Here is a 25606-nt window from a genome sequence, read left to right as displayed (position 1 = left end):
CACTAGGAGGGCGTACCGTGCACCGCCGACACAACGGGCTGAAAACCGCCGTACTCCTCGGCGGGATGTCCGCACTCATCATCCTCATCGGCAGCTTCTTCGGGCGGGGCGGCCTGATCGTCGCCGTCGTCGTCGCCCTCGGGACGAACGCGTACGCCTACTGGAACAGCGACAAGCTGGCTCTACGCGCGATGCGCGCCCGCCCAGTCAGCGAGTTCGAGGCCCCCGAGCTGTACCGGATGGTGCGCGAGCTCTCGACGTCCGCGCGCCAGCCCATGCCACGCCTCTACATCTCGCCCACCGAGGCGCCCAACGCCTTCGCGACCGGCCGCAATCCGCGCAACGCCGCGGTCTGCTGCACAGAGGGCATCCTGCGCATCCTCGACGAGCGTGAGCTGCGCGGAGTCATCGGCCACGAGCTCAGCCACGTCTACAACCGCGACATCCTGATCTCGTCGGTGGCCGGAGCACTCGCCTCCGTGATCATGTTCCTGGTCAATTTCGCCTGGCTCATACCCGTGGGCCGCTCGAACGACGACGAGGGCCCGGGCCTCCTGGGCATGCTGCTCATCATGATCCTCGGCCCGCTGGCCGCCTCCGTGATCCAGCTGTCCATCAGTCGCTCGCGCGAGTACGAGGCCGACGCCTCCGGCGCCCAGCTGACCGGCGACCCGCTCGCCCTGGCCAGCGCCCTGCGCAAGCTCGACGCGGGCACCAAGCAGCTTCCGCTGCCCCCTGAGCCCCGGTTGGAGACGGCGAGCCACATGATGATCGCCAATCCCTTCCGTCCGGGCCAGGGATTGTCCAAGATGTTCTCGACACACCCTCCTATGGCCGAGCGCATCGCCCGGCTCGAACAGATGGCAGGCCGCCGGCAGTGAAGACAATCCTGAACGTCATTTGGCTCGTACTCAGCGGCATCTGGCTGTTCCTCGGCTACTGCCTCGCGGGCGTGATCCTCTGCATCACGATCATCGGCATCCCCTTCGGCATCGCCGCCTTCCGCATCGCGGTGTACGCCCTCTGGCCCTTCGGCTACACCACGGTCGAGCGCCGCGACGCCGGCGCGGGATCCGCCATCGGCAACGTCCTGTGGCTGGTCCTGGCCGGCTGGTGGCTGGCGCTGGGGCACATCTTCACCGGCATCGCGCTGTGCATCACGATCATCGGCATCCCCTTCGGCATCGCCAACTTCAAGATGGTCCCGCTCGCGCTGCTCCCGTTGGGCCGCGAGATCGTCCCGACGGACGCGCCGTTCGCCTCTCGGTGACGTCCTTCGCCCTGTGCGACGACGAGCAGCTGTGGGCGCCGTGCGGGTCGGCAGAGAACCTCTTAGCCGACCCACCGGCGCCCGTACGCAGGCGGTAAGAGCTGCTCGGCCGCGCCTTCGACGCGGAGATCCGACCGCACCGGACGGGACCACTGGCGCGAGCACCGCATCGAAATACTCCTCGCCCTGACCGATATGCACAGGTCAGGGCGATTGTCAGTGGGGTGCGTCACCATGAACGCATGAACGAGACCGAGCAGTTGCTGGAGCAAGTCGCAGACCACGTGCGCAACTCCGCGCGCGGGCAAGGAAGGCCCCTGCCCGCGCCGCTGGGCGCCGGGGAGACCACCCGGGCCGAGGGCATACTCGGCTTCGTCCTGCCCCCGCTGCTCGCCGAGCTCTACACCCGGATCGGGGACGGCGGATTCGGCCCGGAGCAGGGGTTCCTGTCACTGCGTCAGGCCGTCACGACCTACGGGGCCCAACGCGTATCCGGCTGGCGCTGGCCCGAGGCCGTGCTGCCGATAGCCGACTTCGGCTGCGCCATGTACGCCTGCGTGGACTGCCGCTCCGAAACCGCCCAGGTGCTCCTCTTCGACCCGAATACCGGGGAGCCCGACCTTGCATGGTCCATCGACGGCCCGAGCCTCGCCGACTGGCTCCGCGGCTGGCTCGACGGCACCGCCTGGTTCTGCGAGGAGTCCGAGCTGGGGGAGGAACTCGACCTGGAACTGCGCCCCTGGGCGGAGTTCAGCTCCAGGATCTGATGCCCCGGCGTACGCCATAGGCCAGGGCGCCCAGAGCCAGCACCGCCGCCCCCGAGACCGCCGACGCGAGGGGCAGCGCGCAGGCCAGCACCACACAGCCGGACAGCCCGACGGCTGCCACGGCCCGACCCTTGAGACCTGAATCGAGAGTCCACGCGGAGGCGTTCGCGATCGCGTAGTAGGCGAGCACCCCGAAGGAGGAGAAGCCGATCGCTCCGCGCAGATCGGCGGTGGCCGCGAGCACCGCCACGACCGCCCCCACCGCCAGCTCCGCATGGCGCGGCACCTGATGCCGGGGATGTACGGAAGCCAGCGCACGCGGGAGGTGGCCGTCCCGGGCCATCGCCAGCGTGGTCCGGGACACCCCGAGTACGAGGGCCAGCAGCGAGCCCAGCGCGGCCAGAGCCGCACCCACCCGGACGACCGGGGCCAGTTCGGGCAGGCCGGCCGCCCGGACCGCGTCGGCGAGCGGGGCCGCCGACCTCGCGAGCCCGTCGGCGCCGAGCACCGACAGCGCCGCCACCGCCACGGCGGCGTACACCAGCAGCGCGATTCCGAGCGCGAGCGGCACCGCCCGCGGGATGGTCCGCTCCGGGTCGCGCACCTCCTCGCCCAGGGTGGTGATCCGGGCGTAGCCCGCGAAGGCGAAGAACAGTAGCCCGGCTCCCTGCAACAGTCCGGCGGCGCCCCAGTCCGCGCCGCCCAGCCGCCCCGCGTCGGCGCTCTCCGAGGACAGGCACACGACCACCACCCCGGCCAGCACAGCCAGCACCGCCGTCACGATCACCCTGGCCAGCCGGGCCGACTTCTGCACCCCGCCGTAGCTCGCGGCGGTCAACGCCACCACCGCAGCGACGGCCACGGCATGCTGATGCCCCGGCCAGACGTACGCGCCGACGGTCAGGGCCATCGCCGCACAGGAGGCCGTCTTGCCGATCACGAACCCCCAGCCGGCCAGGTACCCCCAGAAGGGTCCGAGGCGCTCGCGCCCGTAGACGTACGTGCCGCCGGACGACGGGTACCGGGCGGCGAGGCGTGCCGAGGAGTGAGCGTTGCAGTAGGCGACGACGGCCGCCAGGGCGAGCGCGGCGAGGAGCGCGCCGCCCGCCGCGCCGGCCGCCGGGGCGAGGGCGGCGAAGATGCCGGCGCCGACCATCGCGCCGAGTCCGACGACGACGGCGTCGGAGACTCCCAGGGTGCGCTTCAACTCGTTTGTCACGGGCGGAGGCTAACCGGGCCAGATGACGCCCTCACGTCCGGGGAGTGGAGTCCGCTCCCGCTCCCACCCCTCCAGGGCCGTCAGACAGGCGTGGTCGAGGTGGCGCAGCCCGCTCAAGTCGAGCCGTACGGGCTGTCCCGGCGGCAGCGCGTCGAGTGCGTCGAGCAGCTTGGGCAGACGCAGGAAGCTGGCGTTGCCCACCACCCGCACGCACAGCCCCGTTTCCTCCCGGACCTCCTCGATGTGCACGTGAGAGGTTTCCCAGGCAGCCTTGGCGACGGCCAGCCCCAGGCCGACGAGCACCCCCTCGAAGAGGTTGGTGACCGCGATCGCGGTGGCCGTGGCCAGCAGCACCACCGCCTCACCCCGGTGTGTCCGCCACAGCGCGTGCACCGCCCGGGCGGGCAGCAGCTTCCAGCCCGCGTGCAGCAGCACTCCCGCCAGCGCGGCGAGCGGCACGACCTCCAGCACCTGCGGGAAGGCGACGGCGAAGAGCAGCAGCCATCCGCCGTGGAGCACCCGGGCGGCCCGAGTGCGTGCGCCGGCCTCCACGTTCGCGGCACTGCGTACGATCACCGCGGTCATCGGCAGCGCCCCGAGCAGTCCGCACACGGTGTTCCCGAAGCCCTGGGCGACCAGCTCCCGGTCGTAGTCCGTTTTCGGCCCGTCGTGCATCCGGTCGACGGCGGCCGCACTGAACAGCGTCTCGGCGGAGGCGATCAGCGCCAGCGCGGCCACGGTCCCGAGCGCCCCGACGGAGGCGAGCACCTCGAAGTCGCCCGAGGTCGGCAGGGCCACCGCCTCCAGCACCCCCGTCACCCGCACCCGTTCGACGGGCAGTCCCAACAGCGCGGCCGCGGCGGTCGCGGCGGCCACCCCGACGAGCGCCCCGGGCACGAGCCGCCACCGGGCGGGCATCCGCCGCCAGGCGACCATGACGGCGATGGTCCCCGCCCCGAGCGCCACCGCCGCCCAGTCGGCCCGCGCTCCGAGCCCGGCCAGCCCGCCCAGCTTTGCCAGGGTGCTCCCCGGGCCCTGCACGCCCCCCAGCGCGTACAGCTGTCCGGCGATCAGCACGAGCCCGATCCCGGCCAGCATGCCGTGCACGACGGCGACCGAGATCGCCCGGAACCACCGCCCGAGCCGCAGCACACCCATGCCCAGCTGTACGACCCCGGCGGCCAGCACCAGCACCCCGAGCGCGGGCAGACCGTAGGCCCGCACCGCCTCGTAGACCAGCACGGTGAGCCCCGCAGCGGGCCCGCTCACCTGCAGCGAGCTCCCGCGGAACCATCCGGTGACCAGCCCGCCGACCACCCCCGTGACGATCCCCAGCTCGGCCGGCACCCCGGAAGCGACGGCCACCCCCACGCAGAGGGGCAGCGCGACCAGTGCGACGACCACGGACGCCCCGAAGTCCTCGCGAAACGTGCCGGCCCCGAGCATGCGAGAACCCCCCCTGCCACGCGGTGATGGATGCCACCCAGCGTGGTGGGCGCACTCACCGCCGCCCAAGTGCCCACAGGAGCCCTTGATGGCGCGTGCGCCGCACACGCCCCGCACACACCCCCGAGGGCCCCCGCAAACGCCGCGGCCCGGCAGTCCGTGAGGACCACCGGGCCGCGTGGAGGCCGGCCGCCGACTGGGTCAGCGGTAGTTCACGAACTGGATCGCGAAGTCCAGGTCCTTGCCCTTGAGCAGCGCCTGGACCTCCTGCAGGTCGTCACGGCTCTTGGAGCTGACGCGCAGCTCCTCGCCCTGGACCTGGGCCTTGACGCCCTTGGGACCCTCGTCCCGGATGATCTTCGCGACCTTCTTGGCGTTCTCCTGGGAGATGCCCTCCTCGATCGTGGCGAAGATCTTGTACTCCTTGCCGGACAGCTGCGGCTCGCCGGCGTCCAGGGCCTTGAGCGAGATCCCGCGCTTGACCAGCTTGGTCTCGAAGACGTCCAGGACGGCCTTGACGCGCTCCTCGGAGTTCGCCTCCATCAGGATCTTCTCGCCGGACCAGGCGATCGTGGCACCGGTGCCCTTGAAGTCGTAGCGCTGCGAGAGTTCCTTGGCGGCCTGGTTGAGGGCGTTGTCGACCTCCTGCCGCTCGACCTTCGAGACGATGTCGAAACTGGAGTCGGCCATGTGCTGTGGCTCCTTGAAGTCGGTTGTGGCGGCCCCGAAGGGCACGGCCGGACGTCCCCGGCCCGCTCCGCAAAGCCTAGCCACCGCGCCCACCCCCGGTGCTGATCAATCCGGTGGCGTAGCACCCCCGGTCATCAGGTATCGTTTACGTCGTTGCCAGGGAGCGCCGCCGCAAGGCGGAAAAAATGGCAGCAAATCTTGGCGGTGTGCCCGAGTGGCCAAAGGGAGCAGACTGTAAATCTGCCGGCTCAGCCTACCCAGGTTCGAACCCTGGCGCCGCCACGCGAGAGAGACCCCCGTTACTTGTAACGGGGGTCTTCTTCGTATGCGCGCCCCGTACGCCCCGCCGGGCGATCCGTGGTGGCTTCGGCGGCTGGAGAGTCGGTGAGCGCCGCCCGCCAGGTCCAGGAAGTACGGCGGGGGCGGTCCGGCAGGGCGAGGCGGCCCGCGGACCACAGGAGGGACTCGGTGGGCGGGCCCTGTGGGGAGTCGGGGAAGAGGCGGGCCAGGACCGGCGCGCAGAGGTCCGGCGGGGGCCGCCAGGGGAGGCCGAGGCCCCGGGCGATGTCGTAGGTGTGGAGCAGCAGCTCCGCCACGCCCATCGCCGCGAAGCCCCCCGGATCGCAGGGCCCCCAGTGCCAGGCCCGGTCCGCGGGATCGGCGGCCGTGACCGCCGTGCTCAGGAGGCGGGCGCTCGCCGAGACCACCGTCAGCACCTCGGCGGGCGGAGTGCCCGGGCGGACGCGCAGGTCCAGCGGGAGGTAGCCGGACGGGGCGCGGGAGGCCACTTGGCTGGCGTACGCCGTGAGGTCGTGCGCGATGTGGGCCGCCGTGGTCCAGCAGGACCAGTCGAGGGAACCGGCCGGCACCTGCCAGTCCCGGCCGCTGTGCGGGGCCAGGGCCGACACCGTTTCGGCTGCGGCCCGTTCGACGTCCGGGCCGCTCATCGGCCGCATCGTCACGCCCTCCTGTTCGTTCACCTGGGGTGAAATGGACATCTGACACACGGGGGAAGATCGGCGGCGGGGTGCTCATCGCCCTGCTCGGAGCCGGCCTGCCGGCACTGGTGGGAGCGGCGCTCGACCCGCACGTCGGGGAGCCGTACCAGGAGACCAGGCTCTACTTCGGCACCGATCGCCCCGGCGGGCGGGGCCCGGTCGGGGAGCGGGAGTTCATGCGGTTCCTGGACCGGGAGATCACCCCCGCCTTCCCCGAGGGGCTGACCGTCCACGACGGGTACGGCCAATGGCGGGGCAGCGACGGCAAGACCGTCCGCGAGACCTCCTACGAGGTGGTGCTCCTGTACCCGGAGAAGGAAGCCGACGAGCGCAACGCGCGCGTCGAGCGGATCCGGCGGGCCTACGAGGACCAGTACCAGCAGGATTCGGTCGGGAGGTCGGACGACAAGGTGAGCGCCGAGTTCTGAGCCGTCGAGTGGCGGCCGCCGGGAAGGCCGCCCGACGGTCCGTCAATTGCCCGCCACGTCCTTGACGGCCACCGTGACCGGGGTCGAGCCGGCCGTCAGCTCCAGCGTCAGACCCGCCGTCGCCGGGGTCTCGACCAGCTCGGCCAGCACCGCCGCCACGTCGTCCCGGGAGACGGTCCCGCGGCCCGTGTGCGCCTCCAGGCGGACCAGCCCCGTACCGGCGTCGTCGACGAGCGAACCGGGCCGCAGCACCGTCCACTCCAGGCCCAGCCGGGTGCGGACGTGGTCGTCGGCCTCGCCCTTGGCCCGCAGATAGGCGTCGAAGACCTCGTCGCCCTCCTGCCGCGCGTCGGCGCCCATCGAAGAGACCATCAGGAATCGGCGCACGCGGGCCCGTTCGGCCGCGTCCGCGAAGAGGACCGCCGCGCCCCGGTCCACGGTGTCCTTGCGCGCGATGCCGCTGCCGGGGCCCGCGCCGGCGGCGAACACCGCCACGTCCGCACCCTGCAGGATCCCCGCCACGTGCTCGACCGACGCCGACTCCAGATCGCACAGCACCGGTTCGGCACCCACCTCCCTGAGGTCGTCGCCTTGTGCCGGGTCGCGGATGACGCCCGCGACCTCGTACCCGCGCGCGGAGAGCAGGCGCTCCAGCCGCAGCGCGATCTGACCGTGTCCACCTGCGATGACGATGCGCATGTCCCGACCGTACGACGAGCCGCGCGCCCCCGCCCGCGAAAGCACGGGAAACCTCAGGGGCCGGGCTCCGTACGGCCCTGCCGGGGCAGGTCCAGGGCCACCGCGACGGCGGAGTCGCAGTACTCCCGTACGGCACTCGTACGGGCTACCACCCGCCCGCGGTGGATCACGATGCGGCTGTACGCGAGGGACAGCACGCCCGCGATCCGGTCCCCGCGCACGGCGAGCAGCTCCGCCGGGAAACCGGCCTCCACCCGCACCTCCGGCAGGCCCATCGCCTCGCGGGCGCAGGCGCTGACCGACTCGTAGGCCTCGCCCGCCCGCAGCCCGCCCTGGGAGGCCAGCAGGTACGCGGCCTCCAGCGGGTCGCCGCGGCCCACCGGGTTCCCGGCGTCCCGCAGCGCCCCGCTGCCGGCCGACACCCGTACCCCGGCGGCCCGCAGCAGCCGCACGGGCGCCGTGCGCAGCCCGCGGCGCTCCAGGGCCGCGCAGTCGCCCTGCGGGAGGCAGGTCACCCGTACGCCGGCCGCGGCCAGCTGGTCGGCGGAGCGGGCGGCCACGTCCAACGGGAGCCGGGACAGACCTCCGCAGGGACCGATCGTGACCCCGGGGCGCAGTCCGCCGGCCATGGCGGCGAGCCGGGAGAGGCGCGCCGGGTCGTCGCCGTCCGTGTGCAGGTCCACGGGGCAGCCGTGTTCGTCCGCGAGCTCCAGGACGGCTTCGAGGAAGCCGGTCGGGTCGGGGTCCAGATCGGGGCAGCCGCCGATCACGGAGGCGCCCATCTTGACCGCGTCGCGCAGCATGGCGAGCCCGTCCGCGCCCGCGACCCCGGTGAGCAGCCGGGGGACGGCCACGGTGGTGAGGTCGGCCAGCCCGCGCAGCGAGCGGCGGGCCTGGAGGACCGCCTCCAGGGGGCCGAGGCCGTGCACGTCGCCGATCCGCACGTGGGAGCGCACGGCGGTGGCGCCGTGGCCGAGCTGGAGCAGGGCCGCTTCGGTGGCGCGGCGCTGGACCTCGTCGGGGGTGTAGGAGACGGGCCCCTCCCCGTCGGCGGTCAGGGCGGTGTCCCCGTGGGCGTGCGGCTCGGCGGGGGCGGGGAGCAGCAGGTACCCGCTCAGGTCCACCCGGGACAGGGCGGGGGCGGGGAGGCTGCCCGCGGTGCCGACGGCTTGGATGCGGCCGCCGCTGAGCCGGACGTCGACGGTACGGCCGTCGGTGAGGCGGGCACCGGCGAGCAGCAGGGTGGTGGCTTCGGCGGCGGCTGCGCTACCGAGACCGCCGCTCTCGCCACGGCCGTTGCGCGGGGAGTGGAACGGCTGCTGCGGTTGGCTGTCGGACATCGCGCTCCTGCGGTGGCTCGGGCGGTTCCTGGGCCTTGGCCGCGGCCCGCGGCCCAAGATCACGCAGCGTGTTCAGAGCCTAGGGCGCGGGGCACCCCGCTTCGCGGAAGAGCGCAATAGTCGTACCGGTGTGGTGCCCATGCGCCTCGGCGCGTGGCGCGGGGCGGGGGCGGGACGGGGTGAGGCGGGGGTGAGAGGTGGTGAGGGCGACGAGGCGTGTGTCGGGGGAGTGGGCTCGGTGGTGACACCGGACACATTTCGGGTGGGAGTGGCTGTGTGGGCGGCTCGGGCACTGATCGGGAAAGGCTGCGGAACCCCCTCGGAGCCCGGTCCCCGCAAAGGATTTGGGCGATGGGCGGGCAACCGTGTAATGTCTTCATCGCTCGCCCCAATAGCTCAGTCGGTAGAGCGTCTCCATGGTAAGGAGAAGGTCTGCGGTTCGATTCCGCATTGGGGCTCTGGTGAGAGAGGTTCCCCACCCTCGGGTGGGGAGTCGATCACATCAAAGCGGCGTAGCTCAGTCGGTAGAGCAAGCGGCTCATAATCGCTGTGTCACCGGTTCAAGTCCGGTCGCCGCTACACACAGTAGCCGATTGCGGGGTCGGTCTCCCGGTCGGCTACTCTTGTATGCGTTCATCCGTCCCAATTTCCGTCAAGGAGCACTCACGTGGCTGCCACCGACGTCCGCCCGAAGATCACGCTGGCCTGCGTGGAGTGCAAGGAGCGGAACTACATCACCAAGAAGAACCGGCGTAACGACCCGGACCGTCTTGAGATGAAGAAGCACTGCCCGCGTTGCAACTCGCACACCGCGCACCGCGAGACCCGCTGACCCCAGCGAAGTCTCGAATAACAGGCACCGTCATGAGGTCGTCCCCGTCATCGGGGGGCGGCCTTGTGTCGTTTCCGCGTCCAGCGGTGGGCTGCTGACCAGCTGTCCGTCTGTCTGTCGTCTTGTGTCGTCTTGTCCTTGTGATTGCACCTGTTCTTTGTGGAGGTAGTGAGTCATGGCTCTCGACCAGTCCTTCGTGGGGCGGAGCTACCCGCCCACCGATCCGTATGAGGTCGGCCGGGAGAAGATCCGCGAATTCGCGGTCGCTGTGGGTGACGCCAATCCCGTCTACACGGACCCGGAAGCGGCCAAGGCGCACGGCTATCTCGATGTGATCGCTCCGCCGACTTTTGTGTTTGCCATCACTTTCGCCGCGGCGGGCCAGGTGATCGAGGACCCCCAGCTGGGGCTGGACTACAGCCGCGTCGTGCACGGCGACCAGAAGTTCGCGTACTCCCGTCCCGTGCGTGCGGGTGACCGTCTGTCGGTGACCTCCACCATCGAGGCCGTGAAGTCGATGGCGGGCAACGACATCGTCGACATCCGCGGCGAGGTCCACGACGAGACCGGCGAGCACGTGGTGACGGCGTGGACGAAGCTCGTCTCCCGCGCCCCCGAGGAGGCCTGACATGGCAGCACAGATCCAGTACGACGACGTCGAGGTCGGCACCGAACTGCCGGCGGCGTCCTTCCCCGTGACGCGCGCCACGCTGGTGCGGTACGCGGGTGCCTCCGGTGACTTCAACCCGATCCACTGGAACGAGAAGTTCGCCAAGGAGGTCGGACTGCCGGACGTAATCGCGCACGGCATGTTCACGATGGCCGAAGCGATCCGGGTGGTCACCGACTGGGCGGGCGACCCGGGCGCGGTGGTCGAGTACGGCGTGCGCTTCACGAAGCCGGTGGTGGTCCCGAACGACGACCAGGGCGGGCTGATCGAGGTGACGGCCAAGGTCGCGGCCAAGTTGGACGACAAGCGGGTCCGGGTGGACCTGACGGCGATGAGCGCGGGCCAGAAGGTTCTGGGCATGTCGCGCGCGGTGGTCGAGCTGAGCTGAGCTGAGCTGAGGCCAAGAGGTCGTCGGTTTCGGCTGGGCGGGGGCTCCGGTGGCGGGGTTCTGGCTGGGCGGAATCAGGGAGGGCTTGGGGGTTTCCCGTCAGTCTCATCGTCCTTCCGTGTCGTGACGGCCTGTCAAGGGCGCTCCTCCTTCGTCGTCGCGTCGCTTCGCGATGGCCTTCGGCCACCCTTGACAGACCGTCCCGCCACGGAAAAACGAAGACTGCCGGGAAACCCCCAAAAGAACTGGCCGGGACAGAGATTTCAAGGACGGGCCCATCAGCGATGTCCGGCCCCGCCCAGGTGAGGCGTCACGCCCCGGGCCCTCCCAGACCGCCCTCCAAGCCGGGCAGCGGCCCAACCCCCGCCAAACAGCGCCCAAATGACGCCGGCGGCAGGTCAGCCGAGCCCCACGCCCCAGATCGCTACGCGCTCCTGCTGCTTGGCGTCCGGCGACCGTCTGTGGCCGGACATAAGCCGCGACAGATCGCTACGCGCTTCTCCACGACGGCGACTGACCGCCGCCTGGGGCGGAAACAGCCCCAAATGACGGCCATATCGAGCTGTGCGGGGGTCAGGCGAAGGAGCCGACGAAAACAGCCGTCCGTTTGCCCTAATTACCCCGCTATGGGCATGAGTTTGTGGTGACGCCTTCGTCCTGACGTGAATCCAGCTCGGCTGGGCCGACGAACGGCCCCTCCAGGCCTTTCGCCAGCCCGTTTCGCTCCCCATCAGCCCCAGACGGGGGTCGGTCGCCGTTGTCGAGAAGCGCGTAGCGATCCGTGGCGGCTTATGTCCAGCCCAAGACTGCTGCAGTCGCCGTCGTGGAGGAGCGCGTAGCGATTTGGGGCGCCTGTCGGGGGCTGGGGTGCTTGTGGTCGCTGTTTGGCGATGGCCGGCCGACTGGCCGGCGGCCTGGAAGGGCCCGGGGCAGGGCGCGCCCCCTCCCGGAGCAGGGTCGGACATCCCTGACCGCCCCGCCCTTTTCCTTTCTCCTCCCGGCCCGCTTCTTTTGGGGGTTTCCCGGCAGTCCTTGTCTTTCCGGGGCGGGGCGGTCTGTCAAGGGTGGCCGAAGGCCATCGCGAAGCGACGCGACGACGAAGGAGGAGCGCCCTTGACAGGCCGGCCCGACACGGAAGGACAGTGGGACTGACGGGAAACCCCCAAGCCCTCTCTGATGCCGCCCGGTGAAGGTCCCGCCACCCCCGACCCCGCCGCACACCCCCCGCCCCCCGCCCCCCCGCCCCCCCTGGCCTCCCGCCCCCACATCCCCCTTGACGAAGTTAGTGATTGAGCACTAACTTTAAATCATGGCAAGGATGAGCGCAGAAGAGCGGCGTGAGAGCGTCATTCGTGCGGCGATGCATGAGTTCGCCCGCGGGGGCTACTACGGGACCTCCACCGAGGCGATCGCCAAGCGGGTCGGTGTTTCGCAGCCGTATCTCTTCCGGCTCTTCCCGAACAAGCTCGCCATCTTCCTCGCCGCCTCCGAGCGCTGCCTGCGCGACACCCGTGAGGTCTTCGCCGCCGCAGCCGAAGGGCTGCAGGGTGAAGAGGCCACGCAGGCCATGGCGAACGCCTACACCAGGCTCATCGCCGAGGATCCCGACAAGCTCCAGATGCAGCTGCAGATGTACGTCACCGTCGCCGCCGCCGAGGCGGCCGGTGATCACGAGCTCGGCGAGATCGCCCGCAAGGGGTGGATGGAGCTCTGGGACACGGTTCACGTGCCGCTCGGCGGCGACGTGAAGGAGACGACGACCTTCATGGCGTACGGGATGCTGATCAACACCCTCGCGGCCATGGGGTTCCCGCCCGGGCATCGGGTCTGGGAAGGGCTGTACCCCGATGCGCGCGCCAAGGGGCGTCTGGAGAAGTGAGGGCGCGCGGCCTGCCCGGCGTGCCAGGTCTGCCCGCCAGGGTCCGCCGGCCCCGCCGCCCGGTCTCGGGGGCACCCATGGGCACGAAAGTTAGTCATCCATAACTAACAAACTGCACACAGCAGGGGGAAGGGGAATCGTGAACACGCAAGAAACGGACACGGGTGCCAAGCTCCGGGGGCCCGCCGTCTGGGCCCTCGTCATCACCGGCATCGCCAGCTTCATGGCCGCCCTCGACAACCTCGTCGTCACCACCGCCCTCCCCGCCATCCGCGCGGACCTCGGCGGCGGGCTGGAGGAACTGGAGTGGACGGTGAACGCGTACACGCTCACCTTCGCCGTCCTCCTCATGTTCGGGGCCGCCCTCGGTGACCGGTTCGGGCGGCGGAGGCTGTTCATCGTGGGGCTCACGGTGTTCACCGGTGCCTCCGCCGCGGCCGCGCTCTCGCCCGGGATCGACGCGCTCATCGCCGCCCGGGCCGTCCAGGGCCTCGGCGCCGCGATCATGATGCCGCTCACCCTGACCCTGCTCACCGCCGCCGTCCCGGCTGCCCGCAGGGGTATGGCCCTCGGCATCTTCAGTGCCGCCGGCGGTGTCGCCGTCGCCAGTGGTCCCCTCATCGGCGGCAGCCTGACCGAGCACATCTCCTGGCAGTGGATCTTCTGGGTCAACGTCCCCATCGGCCTCGCCCTGATCCCGCTCGCCCGCCTGCGCCTCGCCGAGTCCACCGCTCCCGGCGCGCGCCTCGACATCCCCGGCACCCTGCTGATCAGCGGCGGCCTCTTCGGCATCGTCTACGGCCTGGTCAACGCCAATTCCGAGGGCTGGACCAGCGTTCCCGTGCTGACCGGGCTGATCGTCGGCGCCGCCCTCGTCGGCGGGTTCGTCCACCACGGGTTCAACAACGCCAACCCCATGCTCCCCATGAGGCTCTTTCGCGACCGCGGCTTCCTCGCGATCAACGTGGCCAGCCTCCTGATGTTCCTCGGCATGTTCGGCTCGATCTTCCTGCTCGCCCAGTTCCTCCAGGGCGTCGCCGGCTACACGCCCACCCAGGCCGGGCTGCGCATGCTCCCCTGGACCGCCATGCCGATGCTCGTCGCCCCGCTGGCGGGGATCCTCTCCGACCGGATCGGCGGCCGTCCCGTCGTCGCGGCCGGGCTGGCGCTCCAGGCCCTCGGCCTCGGCTGGTTCGCGATGGTCCTGAGCCCGGACGTGTCGTACGCGGCCCAGCTGCCCGCGCTGATCCTCAGCGGCATCGGCATGGCCCTGTACTTCGCCCCCGCCGTCAACGTCCTGATGTCCACCGTGTCCCCCGCCGACCAGGGCAAGGCCTCCGGTACGAACAACGCCCTCCGGGAGGTCGGCGGTGCCCTCGGTGTGGCCGTCCTGGCCTCCGTCTTCTCCGCCCAGGGGGGCTACGAGTCCCCGCAGGCCTTCACCGACGGCACGATCCCCGCCCTGTGGATCGGCGCCGCCGCGGTGGCCCTGGCCGCCGTGGTCGCCCTGCTGCTGCCGCGCAAGTCGGCGCCCTCGCCGGTCGTCGCCGGCGCCGCGGTCCGGGACAAGGTCCCCGCAGCTCGATAGATGCACCGGCCGGAATTTCGATCGGACCCTTACCGACGCGCGATTCGAACTAAGGAGTGCTCGCCATGCCCGACATCCCCTGGTTGACCCCCACCCAGCCGTCCGCCCCCGACGCCGAGGTCTACGTCATGGCCTCCCGCTTCGAGACGGCCACGCTCATCGGCGCCCTCAGGTTCTTCCTCAAGTCCCCCCGCATCGTCGGCCAGATCCGCAAGGCCCCCGGCGCCCACGGCGTCGCCCTCCGGGCGCGGGTCCCGCGACGCACCTTCCTCACCCTCTCCGCCTGGGAGGACCGGGACGCGCTCTACCGCTTCGCCCGCAGCGAGCCCCACCGCACCAGCTCCCGCGCGGCCAGCGCGTACATGAAGGAATCGGCCTTCACCTTCTGGACCGTACGGGCCTCCGAACTGCCGATCAGCTGGGAGGAGGCCGAGCGCCGCCTCGCCGAGCAGGAGTCCGGCCAGGAGTCCGGCCAGAAGTCCGAGCAGTAGTCCGACCAGCGAGACCGATCCGACCAGTGAGCCGCGGTCCGTGGCCCCGCAGGGATGCGAGGGGCGCGGACCGTACTCTTGTCCACGTGCAGGAACTCCACGACGCCCCCCTCGCCCCGCTGACCACCTTCCGCCTCGGCGGCCCCGCCCGTCGTCTGGTCACCGCGACCACCGACGCCGAGGTGGTCGCCGCCGTCCGCACCGCGGACGAGAGCGGCACCCCGCTCCTGGTCATCGGCGGCGGCAGCAACCTGGTCATCGGCGACCGGGGCTTCGACGGCACCGCCCTGCGCATCGCGACCACCGGCTTCACCCTCGACGGCACCACCCTGGAGCTCGCCGCCGGCGAGAACTGGAGCGACGCCGTCGCCCGCACCGTCGAAGCCGGCCTCGCCGGTATCGAATGCCTCGCCGGAATCCCCGGCTCTGCCGGCGCGACCCCGATCCAGAACGTCGGGGCGTACGGCCAGGAGGTCTGCGACACCATCACCGAGGTCGTCGCCTACGACCGCACCAGCGGCGAAACGGTCACGCTGACCGCCCCCGAGTGCGACTTCCGGTACCGCAACAGCACCTTCAAGGACCAGCCCGAGCGCTACGTAGTCCTCCGCGTCCGCTTCGCCCTGGAGGACGCCGGCGGGCTGTCCGCGCCGGTCAAGTACCCCGAGACCGCCCGCGCCCTCGGCGTCGAGGCCGGAGACCGCGTCCCCGCCGCCACCGCACGCGAGACCGTGCTGCGCCTGCGCGCCGGCAAGGGCATGGTCCTCGACCCCGCCGACCACGACACGTGGTCGGCCGGCTCCTTCTTCCACAACCCGATCCTGACCGACGAGGCCTACGCCGCCTTCCTCGCCCGCGCTCAGGACCGCCTCGGCCCCGACACCGCCCCGCCCGCCTACCCCGCGGGCGACGGACGTACGAAGACCAGCGCGGCCTGGCTGATCGACAAGGCCGGCTTCACCAAGGGCTACGGCACCGGCCCCGCGCGCATCTCCACCAAGCACAGCCTCGCCCTCACCAACCGGGGAGAGGCCACCACCGAGGACCTCCTCGCCCTGGCCCGCGAGGTCGTCGCGGGCGTCCACGCGGCCTTCGGCGTCACCCTGGTCAACGAACCGGTGACGGTCGGCGTCAGCATCTGAGGAGCCCCGGCCGCCCATGCTCTGCCCCCTGCACGGCGCCGGTACGGACCCCACCCGCCTCGTGGGCCGCACGCTCAGCCGAGTCGTCGCGTCCTGGCACATCAGCGACGGCGAGCGTTCCGAGGCACCCCTGGACGTCTGGCTGATCGACAGCATCGGCGACTCCATCCGGATCACCACCGGCTCCGACCAGTGCCTGATCGTGGAGTCCGCCCCGCCGCACGAGCCGTACGACATGGGGGAGTGGGGCCGCATCGAGGTCGGCGAGGACCTCGGCGACCACCCCTTCCTGCGCCACCTCGGCGAGACCGTCGCCTCGGTCGCCGAGTTCGCGCTGCCCGAGCAGGGCCGCACCCACCTGGAGATCGGCTTCCCCGGCGGGGGCCGGGTGCGCGCCGACTGCTACGAGGGGGACCTGCGGCTCACCAGGTGATCAGGACGTCAGCCAGTGGTCGATCCCGGTCAGCAGCTTGGCCTGTACGTCCTCGGGCGCGGCAGAACCGCGCACCGACTGGCGGGCCAGCTCGGCGAGCTCCGCGTCCGTGAAGCCGTGGTGGCGGCGGGCGATCTCGTACTGCGCCGCGAGCCGGGACCCGAAGAGCAGCGGGTCGTCGGCGCCGAGCGCCATCGGCACCCCGGCCTCGAAGAGGGTGCGGAGCGGGACGTCCTCGGGGCGCTCGTAGACCCCGAGGGCGACGTTGGAGGACGGGCAGACCTCGCAGGTGATCTGCCGGTCGGCGAGCCGCTTGAGGAGGCGGGGGTCCTCGGCGGCCCGTACGCCGTGCCCGATGCGGGCGGCGTGCAGATCGTCGAGGCAGTCCCGGACCGAGGCCGGCCCGGTGAGCTCGCCGCCGTGCGGGGCTGCGAGGAGGCCGCCCTCGCGGGCGATGGCGAAGGCCCGGTCGAAGTCGCGGGCCATGCCGCGGCGCTCGTCGTTGGAGAGCCCGAAGCCGACGACGCCGCGGTCGGCGTAGCGGACGGCCAGGCGGGCGAGGGTGCGGGCGTCGAGGGGGTGCTTCATGCGGTTGGCGGCGATGAGGACCCGCATGCCGAGGCCGGTCTCCCGGGAGGCGCTGTCCACCGCGTCGAGGATGATCTCGACGGCCGGGATCATCCCGCCGAGGAGGGGGGCGTAGGACGTGGGATCCACCTGGATCTCCAGCCAGCCGCTGCCGTCCCGTACGTCCTCCTCCGCGGCCTCGCGGACCAGCCGACGGATGTCGTCCGGCTCGCGGAGGCAGGAGCGGGCGGCGTCGTAGAGCCGCTGGAAGCGGAACCAGCCGCGCTCGTCCGTGGCGCGCAGCTTGGGCGGCTCGCCGGCGGTGAGGGCCTCCGGAAGCCGGACGCCGTACTTGTCGGCCAGCTCCAGGAGGGTCGATGGGCGCATCGAGCCGGTGAAGTGCAGGTGGAGGTGGGCCTTCGGCAGAAGCGTGAGGTCGCGTGCGTGCTCCATTTGTTGATCCTGCCGTACGCACGCGCCGAGCGGGAGGCAGTTTTACCGATCGGGGGCTTGCTCGAACGTGGGAGCGGGGGGTGGGGACGCTGCGCGGGGCCTCCCGGGGCTCCGCCCCGCGCAGCGGCTGCGGCTGGTCCGGAAACGCCTGAGCGGCGGCTCCCCCTCGGGGGAGACGCCGCTCAGGGTGTGGCTGCGGGCCGCTCCAGGCCTAGGCCTTGGCCTCCGCGAGGAGCTTCTGGACGCGGGAGATGCCCTCCACCAGGTCCTCGTCGCCCAGGGCGTACGAGAGGCGGAGGTAGCCCGGGGTGCCGAAGGCCTCGCCCGGGACGACCGCGACCTCGACCTCGTCGAGGATCAGGGCCGCGAGCTCGACCGAGGTCTGCGGGCGCTTGCCGCGGATCTCCTTGCCGAGGAGCGCCTTGACCGAGGGGTACACGTAGAACGCGCCCTCGGGGGTCGGGCAGATGACGCCGTCGATCTCGTTCAGCATCCGCACGATCGTCTGGCGGCGGCGGTCGAAGGCGGTGCGCATCTCGTGGACGGCGTCCAGGTTCCCGGAGACGGCGGCCAGCGCCGCGACCTGGGCCACGTTGGAGACGTTGGAGGTGGCGTGCGACTGCAGGTTGGTCGCCGCCTTCACGACGTCGCGCGGGCCGACGATCCAGCCCACGCGCCAGCCGGTCATCGCGTACGTCTTGGCGACGCCGTTGACGACGATGCACTTGTCGGCGAGCTCGGGGACGATCGCCGGCAGGGAGACGAACTTCGCGTCGCCGTAGACCAGGTGCTCGTAGATCTCGTCCGTCAGGACCCACAGGCCGTGCTCGACGGCCCAGCGGCCGATCGCCTCGGCGTCGGCCTCGGTGTAGACGGCGCCCGTCGGGTTGGACGGGGAGACGAAGAGGACGACCTTCGTGCGGTCGGTGCGGGCCGCTTCGAGCTGCTCGACGGAGACGCGGTAGCCGGTGGTCTCGTCGGCGACGACCTCGACCGGGACACCGCCGGCGAGACGGATGGACTCCGGGTAGGTGGTCCAGTAAGGAGCCGGGACGATGACCTCGTCGCCCGGGTCGAGGATGGCCGCGAAGGCCTCGTAGATCGCCTGCTTGCCACCGTTGGTCACCAGGACCTGCGACGCGTCGACCTCGTAGCCGGAGTCGCGCAGCGTCTTGGCGGCGATCGCGGCCTTCAGCTCGGGCAGGCCGCCGGCCGGCGTGTAGCGGTGGTACTTGGGGTTGCGGCAGGCCTCGACCGCGGCCTCGACGATGTAGTCCGGGGTCGGGAAGTCGGGTTCGCCGGCACCGAAGCCGATCACCGGGCGCCCGGCGGCCTTGAGGGCCTTGGCCTTGGCGTCCACGGCGAGGGTGGCGGACTCGGAAATGGCGCCGATACGGGCGGACACCCGGCGCTCGGAGGAAGGCGTTGCAGAGGTCATGCGGGCAATCGTCCCAGACGGCAAACGAGCGCCGCACACCGTTTCAGTGAACGGACTGGTGCATGTCAGGTCGGGTGCTGTTCGACGTCAGGGCCCGGTTCACGTACACTCACCTGTCGTTGGCCCTCGCCGATCGCTGCAGAGCGTGAGCACTCCGTGCACTCGCTCGGATGCGGTAGGTTGGGGGACGCAAAGGGTCGTAGCTCAATTGGTAGAGCACTGGTCTCCAAAACCAGCGGTTGGGGGTTCGAGTCCCTCCGGCCCTGCTCCACACTCCATTCTCGGATGTGTGTGCGCAGGTACGTACTTCGATGCAACGCCGTGCGGCGCAACCGGGCGCGGTACGGCCACGACCCGGATTCAGGTGAGAGACGTGACGGACGCCCTGGGCTCCATCGACATGCCTGACGCCGAGGACGAGACGCGCGAGAAGAAGACCCGCAAGGGCGGCAAGCGCGGCAAGAAGGGCCCCATCGGCCGTCTCGCGCTGTTCTACCGCCAGATCGTCGCGGAACTCCGCAAGGTTGTTTGGCCCACTCGCAACCAGCTCACGACGTACACCACCGTGGTGATTGTCTTCGTGGTCATCATGATCGGTCTGGTGACCGTGATTGACTATGGGTTCCAGGAAGCCATCAAGTTCGTCTTCGGCTGATCCCCGCGGAGGGCGGCGCCTTGATGGGTGCCGCCCGTTTTCGCATGTTCCACCACCTTTTGTATCCAGGAAGAAGCAGCCACCGTGTCTGACCCGAACCTGAACGCGAGCCACGACTCCGTCGAGTCCGTCGAGGACGCGCTCGACATCGTCGAGGCGGCAGACGCTGTGGACCCCGACGAGGCCGAGCTCGCCGATGCCGAGGCCGGTGTCGCCGCCGAGGAGGCCGCGCTGCACGTCGAGTCCGACGAGGTCGACGCTGAGGTCGAGGACGACGCCGAGGAAGAGCCGGCTGCCGACGACGCCGAGGACGAAGGCGACGCCGAGGAAGAGGGCGACGTCGAGGCCGAGGTCGAGGACGCAGCCGACGAGGAGGCCGAAGAGGCCGCCGACGTCGAGCCCGCCGAGCCCGTCGACCCGGTCCAGGCCCTGCGCGACGAGCTGCGCCTGCTGCCCGGCGAGTGGTACGTCATCCACACCTACGCGGGCTACGAGAAGCGCGTGAAGGCGAACCTGGAACAGCGTGCCGTCTCGCTGAACGTCGAGGAGTTCATCTACCAGGCCGAGGTGCCCGAGGAAGAGATCGTCCAGATCAAGAACGGCGAGCGCAAGAACGTCCGGCAGAACAAGCTGCCCGGTTACGTTCTCGTCCGCATGGATCTGACGAACGAGTCCTGGGGCGTCGTCCGCAACACGCCTGGTGTCACCGGCTTCGTCGGCAACGCGTACGACCCGTACCCGCTGACCCTGGACGAGATCGTCAAGATGCTCGCGCCGGAGGCCAAGGAGAAGGCCGACAAGGCCGCCGCCGAGGCTGCCGGTCTGCCGGCTCCCGCCGTCAAGCGCACCATCGAGGTCCTGGACTTCGAGGTCGGCGACTCGGTCACCGTCACCGACGGTCCCTTCGCGACGCTGCAGGCGACGATCAACGAGATCAACCCGGACTCGAAGAAGGTCAAGGGTCTCGTCGAGATCTTCGGCCGCGAGACCCCGGTCGAGCTCAGCTTCGACCAGATCCAGAAGAACTGATCTTCTCGATCCAACGCTTCCGGACAGGTCAGATCGCCTCTCGAAGGGCGGTCTGACCTGCTCGGTTTTCAGCCCCGCACCGATACCCGTTATCGTGGTGCGGTATGCCTCCATCCGGATAACCGGTTGGCGGCGAAAAACTCTCACTAGGACCCGGAGAGAGCAATGCCTCCCAAGAAGAAGAAGATCACGGGGCTCATCAAGCTCCAGATCAAGGCCGGTGCGGCCAACCCGGCTCCGCCGGTCGGCCCCGCGCTCGGTCAGCACGGCGTCAACATCATGGAGTTCTGCAAGGCCTACAACGCCGCGACCGAGTCGCAGCGTGGCATGGTCGTGCCGGTGGAGATCACGGTCTACGACGACCGCTCCTTCACCTTCATCACCAAGACTCCGCCGGCCGCGCGCCTCATCCTGAAGCACGCGGGCGTGGAGAAGGGCTCTGGCGAGCCCCACAAGACCAAGGTCGCCAAGCTCACGGCTGCCCAGGTCAAGGAGATCGCCGAGCTGAAGATGCCCGACCTGAACGCCAACGACATCGACGCCGCCGTGAAGATCATTTCCGGTACCGCGCGCTCGATGGGCATCACCGTCGAAGGCTGATCCAGCCCCCTCCAGTACCACCAGTGGTAGGACCAAGCGCTGGTCCGCACCACGACTCCACGCCTGAAGAATCAACACAGGAGCAGAAGTGAAGCGCAGCAAGACTCTCCGCGCTGCGGACGCCAAGGTCGACCGGGAGAAGCTGTACGCCCCGCTCGAGGCCGTCCGTCTCGCCAAGGACACCACCACGACCAAGTTCGACGCCACCGTCGAGGTCGCCTTCCGTCTGGGCGTTGACCCGCGCAAGGCCGACCAGATGGTCCGCGGCACCGTGAACCTCCCGCACGGCACCGGCAAGACCGCCCGGGTCCTGGTCTTCGCGACCGGTGACCGTGCTGCGGCCGCGGAAGCCGCCGGCGCCGACATTGTCGGCGACGACGAGCTCATCAACGAGATCGCCAAGGGCAACCGCCTCAACGAGTTCGACGCCGTTGTGGCCACCCCGGACCTCATGGGCAAGGTCGGCCGCCTCGGCCGCGTGCTCGGTCCCCGTGGCCTCATGCCGAACCCGAAGACCGGCACCGTCACGATGGACGTCGCGAAGGCTGTCACCGAGATCAAGGGTGGCAAGATCGAGTTCCGCGTCGACAAGCACTCGAACCTGCACTTCATCATCGGCAAGGTCTCCTTCTCCGATGAGCAGCTGGTCGAGAACTACGGCGCGGCCCTGGACGAGATCCTCCGTCTGAAGCCGTCCGCCGCGAAGGGCCGCTACATCAAGAAGGCCGCCCTGAGCACCACGATGGGCCCCGGCATCCTGCTGGACCAGAACCGCACCCGGAACCTCCTCGTCGAGGAAGACCCGGCCGCGGTCTGATCGGTTCGGGCCTGACGGCTCGCACTGACTGAGTGGCTGAACGGGCCCCTCGCCCCCCTTCACCGGGGTGGCGGGGGGCCCGTTTCCCGTGTTCAGGGCCACATGTCGCTGACACGGGAGTAATGGGCGCGCGATCCGTCAGACGGGGAACGTATGGTCGACCGTGCAAACGATCGATCAAGGGGTGGGGACCTCCATGTCCAAGTCCGTGTCCGTGTACCGGAAGAAGACCGTCGGCGCCGCGCTGGCCGCCGTGCTGCTCGTGGGCGGTGCCACGGCATGTCAGAGCGGCAAGAAGGACGACGCGGGCAAGGCGGCCGACGCGTCCGCGCAGCCCAGCGCGCCCGCGGCCGGCGGCTCCGCCACCGAGGCCCTCTCGGCGGCCTACAAGAAGACCTCCGCCGCGAAGTCGGCCAAGGTGCGCATGACGATCTCGACGCCGGCCGCCCTCGGCGGGGGCGAGACGATGGAGATGACGGGCGTGCAGGGCTGGGACCCGAACGTCATGGACATCACCGTGAAGGGCGCGGTCGGCAAGGGCGAGGGGCCCGTGCGCATGATCATGTCGAACAACGTCATGTTCGTGGAGATGCCGGCCGACTCGCCGATGCCGGAGGAGATGGCGGGCAAGCGCTGGATGAAGCTCGACCTGAACGCCGCCGCGGCGGCCTCGGGCGACGCGGAGGCGATGAAGAAGCTCGGCGGCATGGGCGGCATGGAGCAGAGCCAGGACCCCGCCAAGCAGCTCGCCCTGCTGCTCGCCTCGCCGAACGTGAAGAGCGTCGGCGCCGAGAAGGTCGAGGGCGTGGACACCACGCACTACAAGGGCACGCTGACCTTCGAGGAGATGCTCGCGGCCAACCAGGAGTCCAAGGGGCTGACGGAGGCCGAGCGGGCGCAGCTGACCGAGGCCATGAAGAAGGCCGGCATCAAGGGCTACGACATGGACGTGTGGGTCGACAAGAACGGCTACCCGGCCCAGATGAAGTTCGGCATCGGCACGCCCGAGGGGACCATGACGATCGACGCCCACTACTCGGACTACGGCTCGGCGGCCACCGTCCAGGCCCCGCCGGAGAACGAGACGCTCGACCTCTTCGCCATGCTCCAGGAACTGGGCAAGGCCGGCGCCGGCGCCTGACCGGCCCGAGCGGGGTCTGACCTGCCCCGCGCCTTCGCAGCACGGACAGCACCACCGGAAAGAAAGCACCACCATGGGGGAGAACCAGATGCACAAGCACGCCCTGACCAGGGCCGGTGTCGCCGCGGCGGGGGCCGCACTGCTCGTGGGCGGCCTCACGGCCTGCGGCGGGGGCGACAAGGCCGGCGGGAAGGCCGACGGCAAGGCCACGGCCGAGGCGCAGCAGCCCGCGGACGCGGTGAAGGCGTCGTACCTGAAGACGGCGGCCGCGAAGTTCGCCAAGTACGACATGACCGTCACCACCGCCGACGGAAAGTCCGAGCAGCTCACCGGTACGAAGGGCTGGTACCCGGCCAGTACCGGCATCGACGCCAAGGGCGCGGGCGCAGGCAGCCAGATCATGCTGGGCGACGACATCTACACCCACATGGACAAGCCCCTGGAGGGCAAGTCCTGGATGAAGATGAACCTGAACAAGGACGGGAAGCCCCGCCACCGGTTCAACGACGACCCGGCCGACTACCTCGCGCTGCTCCTGGGCCAGCAGAAGGTCACGCTGGTCGGCACCGAGCAGACCGACGGCGTCGAGGCCGGGCACTACAAGAGCAGCCTCACCAACGCGGACCTGCTCGCAGCGGACGACTCCACCAAGGTGATGGAGGAGGCGAACCGCCAGTACCTCCACGAGGCGCTGAAGGAGTACACCGGCATCGACGTGGACCTGTGGATCGGCAAGGACGGGTACCCCGTCCGCGTCGAGACGGTGCAGGTGACCAAGGACGGCACGACGAAGGTCTCGGCGAAGTTCTCCGACTACGGCACGGCCGCACCCGTCGCAGCGCCGCCCGCGGACCAGGTGGCCGACTTCGACGCCGTGATGAAGGGCATCGGCGACACGCTCAAGGACGCCGACGCGGACCTGAAGGAGGCCGACAAGACGCTGCGGGACGCCGGACTGGGAGGGCTGGACGGCTCCTGAGCTCGGCTCCTGAGGCGATTTGCCTCGACTGGGCCCCTTCACGTACGCTTCCACAGAAGCCAAAGACCGCTGGTCGTTGCCGTGCCTGCAAGGGTGTGGTGGCCGAAGGATCCGCTGACTGCGGACGACCCGCGCAGGTGACTGTGGAAAGTTCCCGAACTTCGTTCGGTAGAGCTACGCCCTGGCGCCTACGCCGGGGCGTTTTTGTTTGTCAGCCCCTTCTGAGCGGTCCTCATCACCCGGAAGGAGGCGAACGCACCATGCCGACGCCCAACAAGGCTGCATCGGTGGCCGAGCTCAAGGACGCGTTCCAGAGCTCCAACGCCGCCGTGCTGACCGAGTACCGGGGTCTCACCGTCGCGCAGCTCAAGACGCTGCGTCGCTCCCTTGGTGAGAACGCCCAGTACGCCGTGGTGAAGAACACGCTGACCAAGATTGCGGCCAACCAGGCCGGGATCACCGCGCTGGACGAGCACTTCGCTGGTCCGACCGCGGTCGCCTTCATCACCGGTGACCCGGTGGAGTCGGCGAAGGCCCTGCGTGACTTCGCCAAGGAGAACCCGAACCTCATCATCAAGGCCGGTGTCCTTGACGGTAAGGCTCTCTCCGCCGACGACATCAAGAAGCTTGCGGACCTCGAGTCCCGCGAGGTTCTGCTCAGCAAGCTGGCCGGCGCGTTCAAGGGCAAGCAGTCTCAGGCTGCCTCGCTCTTCCAGGCGCTGCCGTCGAAGTTCGTCCGCACTGCGGAAGCTCTTCGCGTCAAGCTCGCCGAGCAGGGCGGTGCCGAGTAATTCGGCTCGCGCATTGACCCACGCCGCCTAGTGCGTGGGTCGTAGCGGGCCGTTACGCCCGCCTCTATATACATCCGGCACCTGCCGAATTAGTGGAAGGATCGCCCATCATGGCGAAGCTCTCTCAGGACGACCTCCTCGCCCAGTTCGAGGAGATGACCCTCATCGAGCTCTCCGAGTTCGTGAAGGCCTTCGAGGAGAAGTTCGACGTCACCGCCGCCGCGGCCGTCGCCGTTGCCGGCGTTGCCGGTCCGGGCGCCGTTGCCGAGGCCGCCGAGGAGCAGGACGAGTTCGACGTCATCCTCACCGGTGCCGGCGACAAGAAGATCCAGGTCATCAAGGTCGTGCGTGAGCTGACCTCCCTGGGTCTGAAGGAGGCCAAGGACCTCGTCGACGGCGCTCCGAAGCCGGTCCTCGAGAAGGTCACCAAGGAGGCCGCCGAGAAGGCTGCCGAGTCCCTCAAGGGCGCCGGTGCGGCCGTCGAGGTCAAGTAACACCTCTGGGGCCCTCTAGGGCCCCAACCAAGGGCGATCACCCGTAAGGGTGGTCGCCCTTTGGCGTATCCGCAGTGCCTGACTTGCCCCTGTCTCGTTGGGGAGTAGGGTGATCATCGTTGCTCCGCAGACGGGTCCCAGGATGATCCGCACGGAGCAGGGGGCCTTGACGAACGGGACCAGGCGCGCAATTCTCAGTCCCGTCGGCAGCACGACCACCTCGATCCGAGATCCGAGGCATGGATCGGCTACGAAGAGGGCAGTACTGATACGCGCTCTGTGTACGAGGGTCGCGACGTTACGACATGGGGAAGGCCTGTTGCCGGTTTCCGGAAACCTGGTCTGGACATCAGTGAGCCGAG

28 protein-coding genes and 4 tRNA genes are annotated in these 25606 nt (G+C 70.1%); 24 read left to right on the top strand and 8 right to left on the bottom strand.

Features of this window, described 5'->3' with window-relative positions:
* The first annotated feature begins 17 nt into the window (after positions 1–17).
* The 3 genes from htpX (at position 18) to OG625_RS15795 (ending at position 2037) form a co-directional block, all read left to right on the top strand.
* Positions 18–881 carry a zinc metalloprotease HtpX gene (gene htpX, locus OG625_RS15805; protein WP_329380829.1) on the top strand — a complete coding sequence of 288 codons (864 nt, stop codon included), beginning with the start codon at positions 18–20 and terminating at the stop codon, positions 879–881.
* Entirely contained in the window at positions 878–1270 is a 393-nt protein-coding gene (locus tag OG625_RS15800; RefSeq protein ID WP_329380828.1) for a YccF domain-containing protein, read from the top strand. Before htpX ends, OG625_RS15800 begins: the two co-directional genes overlap by 4 nt.
* A 242-nt stretch (positions 1271–1512) precedes the next feature.
* Positions 1513–2037 carry an SMI1/KNR4 family protein gene (locus OG625_RS15795; RefSeq protein ID WP_329380827.1) on the top strand — a complete coding sequence of 175 codons (525 nt, stop codon included), beginning with the start codon at positions 1513–1515 and terminating at the stop codon, positions 2035–2037.
* Here OG625_RS15795 and OG625_RS15790 read toward each other — a convergent pair.
* The 3 genes from OG625_RS15790 to OG625_RS15780 form a co-directional block, all read right to left on the bottom strand.
* The gene (locus OG625_RS15790; protein WP_329380826.1) at positions 2021–3256 is read right to left on the bottom strand and encodes an APC family permease; all 1236 of its coding nucleotides are present in this window, start codon (positions 3254–3256) and stop codon (positions 2021–2023) included. The two genes, OG625_RS15795 and OG625_RS15790, sit on opposite strands and share 17 nt — an antisense overlap.
* A 9-nt stretch (positions 3257–3265) precedes the next feature.
* Positions 3266–4702: a SulP family inorganic anion transporter gene (locus OG625_RS15785; RefSeq protein ID WP_329380825.1), complete on the bottom strand. Its 1437-nt coding sequence runs from the start codon at positions 4700–4702 to the stop codon at positions 3266–3268.
* A 201-nt stretch (positions 4703–4903) separates the two neighbouring features.
* On the bottom strand, positions 4904–5392 hold the full coding sequence (locus OG625_RS15780; protein ID WP_030009008.1) for a YajQ family cyclic di-GMP-binding protein: 489 nt from the start codon (positions 5390–5392) through the stop codon (positions 4904–4906).
* A gap of 200 nt (positions 5393–5592) precedes the next feature.
* Here OG625_RS15780 and OG625_RS15775 point away from each other — a divergent pair.
* Positions 5593–5674: transfer RNA gene (locus OG625_RS15775), tRNA-Tyr, on the top strand.
* 17 nt (positions 5675–5691) lie between these two features.
* On the opposite strand, the gene OG625_RS15770 is transcribed toward OG625_RS15775, so the two are convergent.
* Positions 5692–6390 carry a maleylpyruvate isomerase N-terminal domain-containing protein gene (locus OG625_RS15770; protein ID WP_329380822.1) on the bottom strand — a complete coding sequence of 233 codons (699 nt, stop codon included), beginning with the start codon at positions 6388–6390 and terminating at the stop codon, positions 5692–5694.
* On the opposite strand from OG625_RS15770, the gene OG625_RS15765 reads away from it, so the two are divergent.
* Positions 6378–6818, top strand: coding sequence for a DUF3574 domain-containing protein (locus tag OG625_RS15765; protein WP_329380820.1), 441 nt, complete (start codon positions 6378–6380; stop codon positions 6816–6818). The two genes, OG625_RS15770 and OG625_RS15765, sit on opposite strands and share 13 nt — an antisense overlap.
* 42 nt (positions 6819–6860) lie before the next feature.
* Here the strand turns inward: OG625_RS15765 and OG625_RS15760 are convergent, their stop codons facing one another.
* Entirely contained in the window at positions 6861–7517 is a 657-nt protein-coding gene (locus OG625_RS15760) for an SDR family oxidoreductase (protein WP_329380818.1), read from the bottom strand.
* A gap of 53 nt (positions 7518–7570) precedes the next feature.
* Positions 7571–8857 (bottom strand): amidohydrolase family protein, encoded by a 1287-nt coding sequence (locus OG625_RS15755; protein ID WP_329380816.1) that lies wholly within the window; start codon positions 8855–8857, stop codon positions 7571–7573.
* Positions 8858–9242: 385 nt separating this feature from the next.
* Here OG625_RS15755 and OG625_RS15750 point away from each other — a divergent pair.
* From OG625_RS15750 to OG625_RS15705, 10 genes are all read left to right on the top strand, one after another.
* Positions 9243–9315: transfer RNA gene (locus tag OG625_RS15750), tRNA-Thr, on the top strand.
* A gap of 48 nt (positions 9316–9363) precedes the next feature.
* Positions 9364–9436 (top strand) — tRNA-Met (locus OG625_RS15745).
* Positions 9437–9524: 88 nt separating this feature from the next.
* Positions 9525–9689, top strand: coding sequence for a 50S ribosomal protein L33 (gene rpmG, locus OG625_RS15740; protein WP_006604855.1), 165 nt, complete (start codon positions 9525–9527; stop codon positions 9687–9689).
* A 175-nt stretch (positions 9690–9864) separates the two neighbouring features.
* Positions 9865–10317 carry a MaoC family dehydratase N-terminal domain-containing protein gene (locus tag OG625_RS15735; protein WP_329380813.1) on the top strand — a complete coding sequence of 151 codons (453 nt, stop codon included), beginning with the start codon at positions 9865–9867 and terminating at the stop codon, positions 10315–10317.
* 1 nt (position 10318) lies between these two features.
* The gene (locus OG625_RS15730) at positions 10319–10747 is read left to right on the top strand and encodes a MaoC family dehydratase (RefSeq protein WP_329380811.1); all 429 of its coding nucleotides are present in this window, start codon (positions 10319–10321) and stop codon (positions 10745–10747) included.
* Positions 10748–12056: 1309 nt separating this feature from the next.
* Positions 12057–12626, top strand: coding sequence for a TetR/AcrR family transcriptional regulator (locus OG625_RS15725; RefSeq protein ID WP_329380809.1), 570 nt, complete (start codon positions 12057–12059; stop codon positions 12624–12626).
* A gap of 139 nt (positions 12627–12765) precedes the next feature.
* Positions 12766–14214: a DHA2 family efflux MFS transporter permease subunit gene (locus OG625_RS15720; protein WP_329380808.1), complete on the top strand. Its 1449-nt coding sequence runs from the start codon at positions 12766–12768 to the stop codon at positions 14212–14214.
* 65 nt (positions 14215–14279) lie between these two features.
* Complete coding sequence (locus OG625_RS15715) at positions 14280–14705, top strand: DUF3291 domain-containing protein (RefSeq protein ID WP_329380806.1); 426 nt, start codon at positions 14280–14282, stop codon at positions 14703–14705.
* 26 nt (positions 14706–14731) lie between these two features.
* The gene (locus OG625_RS15710) at positions 14732–15847 is read left to right on the top strand and encodes a UDP-N-acetylmuramate dehydrogenase (protein WP_329380804.1); all 1116 of its coding nucleotides are present in this window, start codon (positions 14732–14734) and stop codon (positions 15845–15847) included.
* A gap of 16 nt (positions 15848–15863) precedes the next feature.
* Complete coding sequence (locus OG625_RS15705) at positions 15864–16280, top strand: hypothetical protein (RefSeq protein ID WP_329380802.1); 417 nt, start codon at positions 15864–15866, stop codon at positions 16278–16280.
* On the opposite strand, the gene OG625_RS15700 is transcribed toward OG625_RS15705, so the two are convergent.
* Positions 16281–17300, bottom strand: a complete 1020-nt coding sequence (locus tag OG625_RS15700) for an adenosine deaminase (RefSeq protein ID WP_329380799.1) — start codon at positions 17298–17300, stop codon at positions 16281–16283.
* A 211-nt stretch (positions 17301–17511) separates the two neighbouring features.
* A complete protein-coding gene (locus OG625_RS15695; RefSeq protein WP_329380796.1) occupies positions 17512–18738 on the bottom strand; it encodes a pyridoxal phosphate-dependent aminotransferase in 1227 nt (408 codons plus the stop codon).
* A 193-nt stretch (positions 18739–18931) separates the two neighbouring features.
* Here OG625_RS15695 and OG625_RS15690 point away from each other — a divergent pair.
* The 9 genes from OG625_RS15690 to rplL all read left to right on the top strand — a co-directional run bounded on the left by OG625_RS15690 (position 18932) and on the right by rplL (position 25244).
* A tRNA-Trp gene (locus OG625_RS15690) sits at positions 18932–19004 on the top strand.
* Between the two features lie 107 nt (positions 19005–19111).
* Positions 19112–19393, top strand: coding sequence for a preprotein translocase subunit SecE (secE, locus tag OG625_RS15685; protein WP_329380794.1), 282 nt, complete (start codon positions 19112–19114; stop codon positions 19391–19393).
* Between the two features lie 84 nt (positions 19394–19477).
* Complete coding sequence (nusG, locus tag OG625_RS15680; RefSeq protein ID WP_329380791.1) at positions 19478–20422, top strand: transcription termination/antitermination protein NusG; 945 nt, start codon at positions 19478–19480, stop codon at positions 20420–20422.
* Positions 20423–20587: 165 nt separating this feature from the next.
* The gene (rplK, locus tag OG625_RS15675; protein WP_030710298.1) at positions 20588–21022 is read left to right on the top strand and encodes a 50S ribosomal protein L11; all 435 of its coding nucleotides are present in this window, start codon (positions 20588–20590) and stop codon (positions 21020–21022) included.
* 88 nt (positions 21023–21110) lie between these two features.
* Positions 21111–21839 carry a 50S ribosomal protein L1 gene (gene rplA, locus OG625_RS15670; RefSeq protein ID WP_329380789.1) on the top strand — a complete coding sequence of 243 codons (729 nt, stop codon included), beginning with the start codon at positions 21111–21113 and terminating at the stop codon, positions 21837–21839.
* Between the two features lie 196 nt (positions 21840–22035).
* Positions 22036–22980 (top strand): hypothetical protein, encoded by a 945-nt coding sequence (locus OG625_RS15665; RefSeq protein WP_329380787.1) that lies wholly within the window; start codon positions 22036–22038, stop codon positions 22978–22980.
* A 73-nt stretch (positions 22981–23053) separates the two neighbouring features.
* Positions 23054–23959, top strand: a complete 906-nt coding sequence (locus OG625_RS15660; RefSeq protein ID WP_329380785.1) for a hypothetical protein — start codon at positions 23054–23056, stop codon at positions 23957–23959.
* A gap of 260 nt (positions 23960–24219) precedes the next feature.
* Positions 24220–24750, top strand: coding sequence for a 50S ribosomal protein L10 (gene rplJ / locus OG625_RS15655; RefSeq protein ID WP_329380783.1), 531 nt, complete (start codon positions 24220–24222; stop codon positions 24748–24750).
* 110 nt (positions 24751–24860) lie between these two features.
* The gene (gene rplL, locus OG625_RS15650; protein ID WP_329380780.1) at positions 24861–25244 is read left to right on the top strand and encodes a 50S ribosomal protein L7/L12; all 384 of its coding nucleotides are present in this window, start codon (positions 24861–24863) and stop codon (positions 25242–25244) included.
* The last annotated feature ends 362 nt before the right edge of the window (positions 25245–25606 follow it).

This window comes from Streptomyces sp. NBC_01351, assembly GCF_036237315.1.
Classification (GTDB): domain Bacteria; phylum Actinomycetota; class Actinomycetes; order Streptomycetales; family Streptomycetaceae; genus Streptomyces.
Note: the sequence above shows the minus strand (reverse complement) of the source record. Positions and strands in the feature narration are given on the sequence as shown.

Coding starts and splice junctions, on each gene's coding strand:
- OG625_RS15700 (WP_329380799.1), bottom strand. CDS start 17,300: ATGGAGCACGCACGCGACCTCACGCTTCTGCCGAAGGCCCACCTCCAC.
- OG625_RS15660 (WP_329380785.1), top strand. CDS start 23,054: ATGGGGGAGAACCAGATGCACAAGCACGCCCTGACCAGGGCCGGTGTC.
- rplL (WP_329380780.1), top strand. CDS start 24,861: ATGGCGAAGCTCTCTCAGGACGACCTCCTCGCCCAGTTCGAGGAGATG.
- OG625_RS15795 (WP_329380827.1), top strand. CDS start 1,513: ATGAACGAGACCGAGCAGTTGCTGGAGCAAGTCGCAGACCACGTGCGC.
- OG625_RS15705 (WP_329380802.1), top strand. CDS start 15,864: ATGCTCTGCCCCCTGCACGGCGCCGGTACGGACCCCACCCGCCTCGTG.
- OG625_RS15730 (WP_329380811.1), top strand. CDS start 10,319: ATGGCAGCACAGATCCAGTACGACGACGTCGAGGTCGGCACCGAACTG.
- OG625_RS15770 (WP_329380822.1), bottom strand. CDS start 6,390: ATGTCCATTTCACCCCAGGTGAACGAACAGGAGGGCGTGACGATGCGG.
- OG625_RS15715 (WP_329380806.1), top strand. CDS start 14,280: ATGCCCGACATCCCCTGGTTGACCCCCACCCAGCCGTCCGCCCCCGAC.
- OG625_RS15780 (WP_030009008.1), bottom strand. CDS start 5,392: ATGGCCGACTCCAGTTTCGACATCGTCTCGAAGGTCGAGCGGCAGGAG.
- OG625_RS15755 (WP_329380816.1), bottom strand. CDS start 8,857: ATGTCCGACAGCCAACCGCAGCAGCCGTTCCACTCCCCGCGCAACGGC.
- rplK (WP_030710298.1), top strand. CDS start 20,588: ATGCCTCCCAAGAAGAAGAAGATCACGGGGCTCATCAAGCTCCAGATC.
- OG625_RS15725 (WP_329380809.1), top strand. CDS start 12,057: ATGGCAAGGATGAGCGCAGAAGAGCGGCGTGAGAGCGTCATTCGTGCG.
- OG625_RS15665 (WP_329380787.1), top strand. CDS start 22,036: ATGTCCAAGTCCGTGTCCGTGTACCGGAAGAAGACCGTCGGCGCCGCG.
- rplJ (WP_329380783.1), top strand. CDS start 24,220: ATGCCGACGCCCAACAAGGCTGCATCGGTGGCCGAGCTCAAGGACGCG.
- OG625_RS15695 (WP_329380796.1), bottom strand. CDS start 18,738: ATGACCTCTGCAACGCCTTCCTCCGAGCGCCGGGTGTCCGCCCGTATC.
- OG625_RS15760 (WP_329380818.1), bottom strand. CDS start 7,517: ATGCGCATCGTCATCGCAGGTGGACACGGTCAGATCGCGCTGCGGCTG.
- OG625_RS15785 (WP_329380825.1), bottom strand. CDS start 4,702: ATGCTCGGGGCCGGCACGTTTCGCGAGGACTTCGGGGCGTCCGTGGTC.
- OG625_RS15735 (WP_329380813.1), top strand. CDS start 9,865: ATGGCTCTCGACCAGTCCTTCGTGGGGCGGAGCTACCCGCCCACCGAT.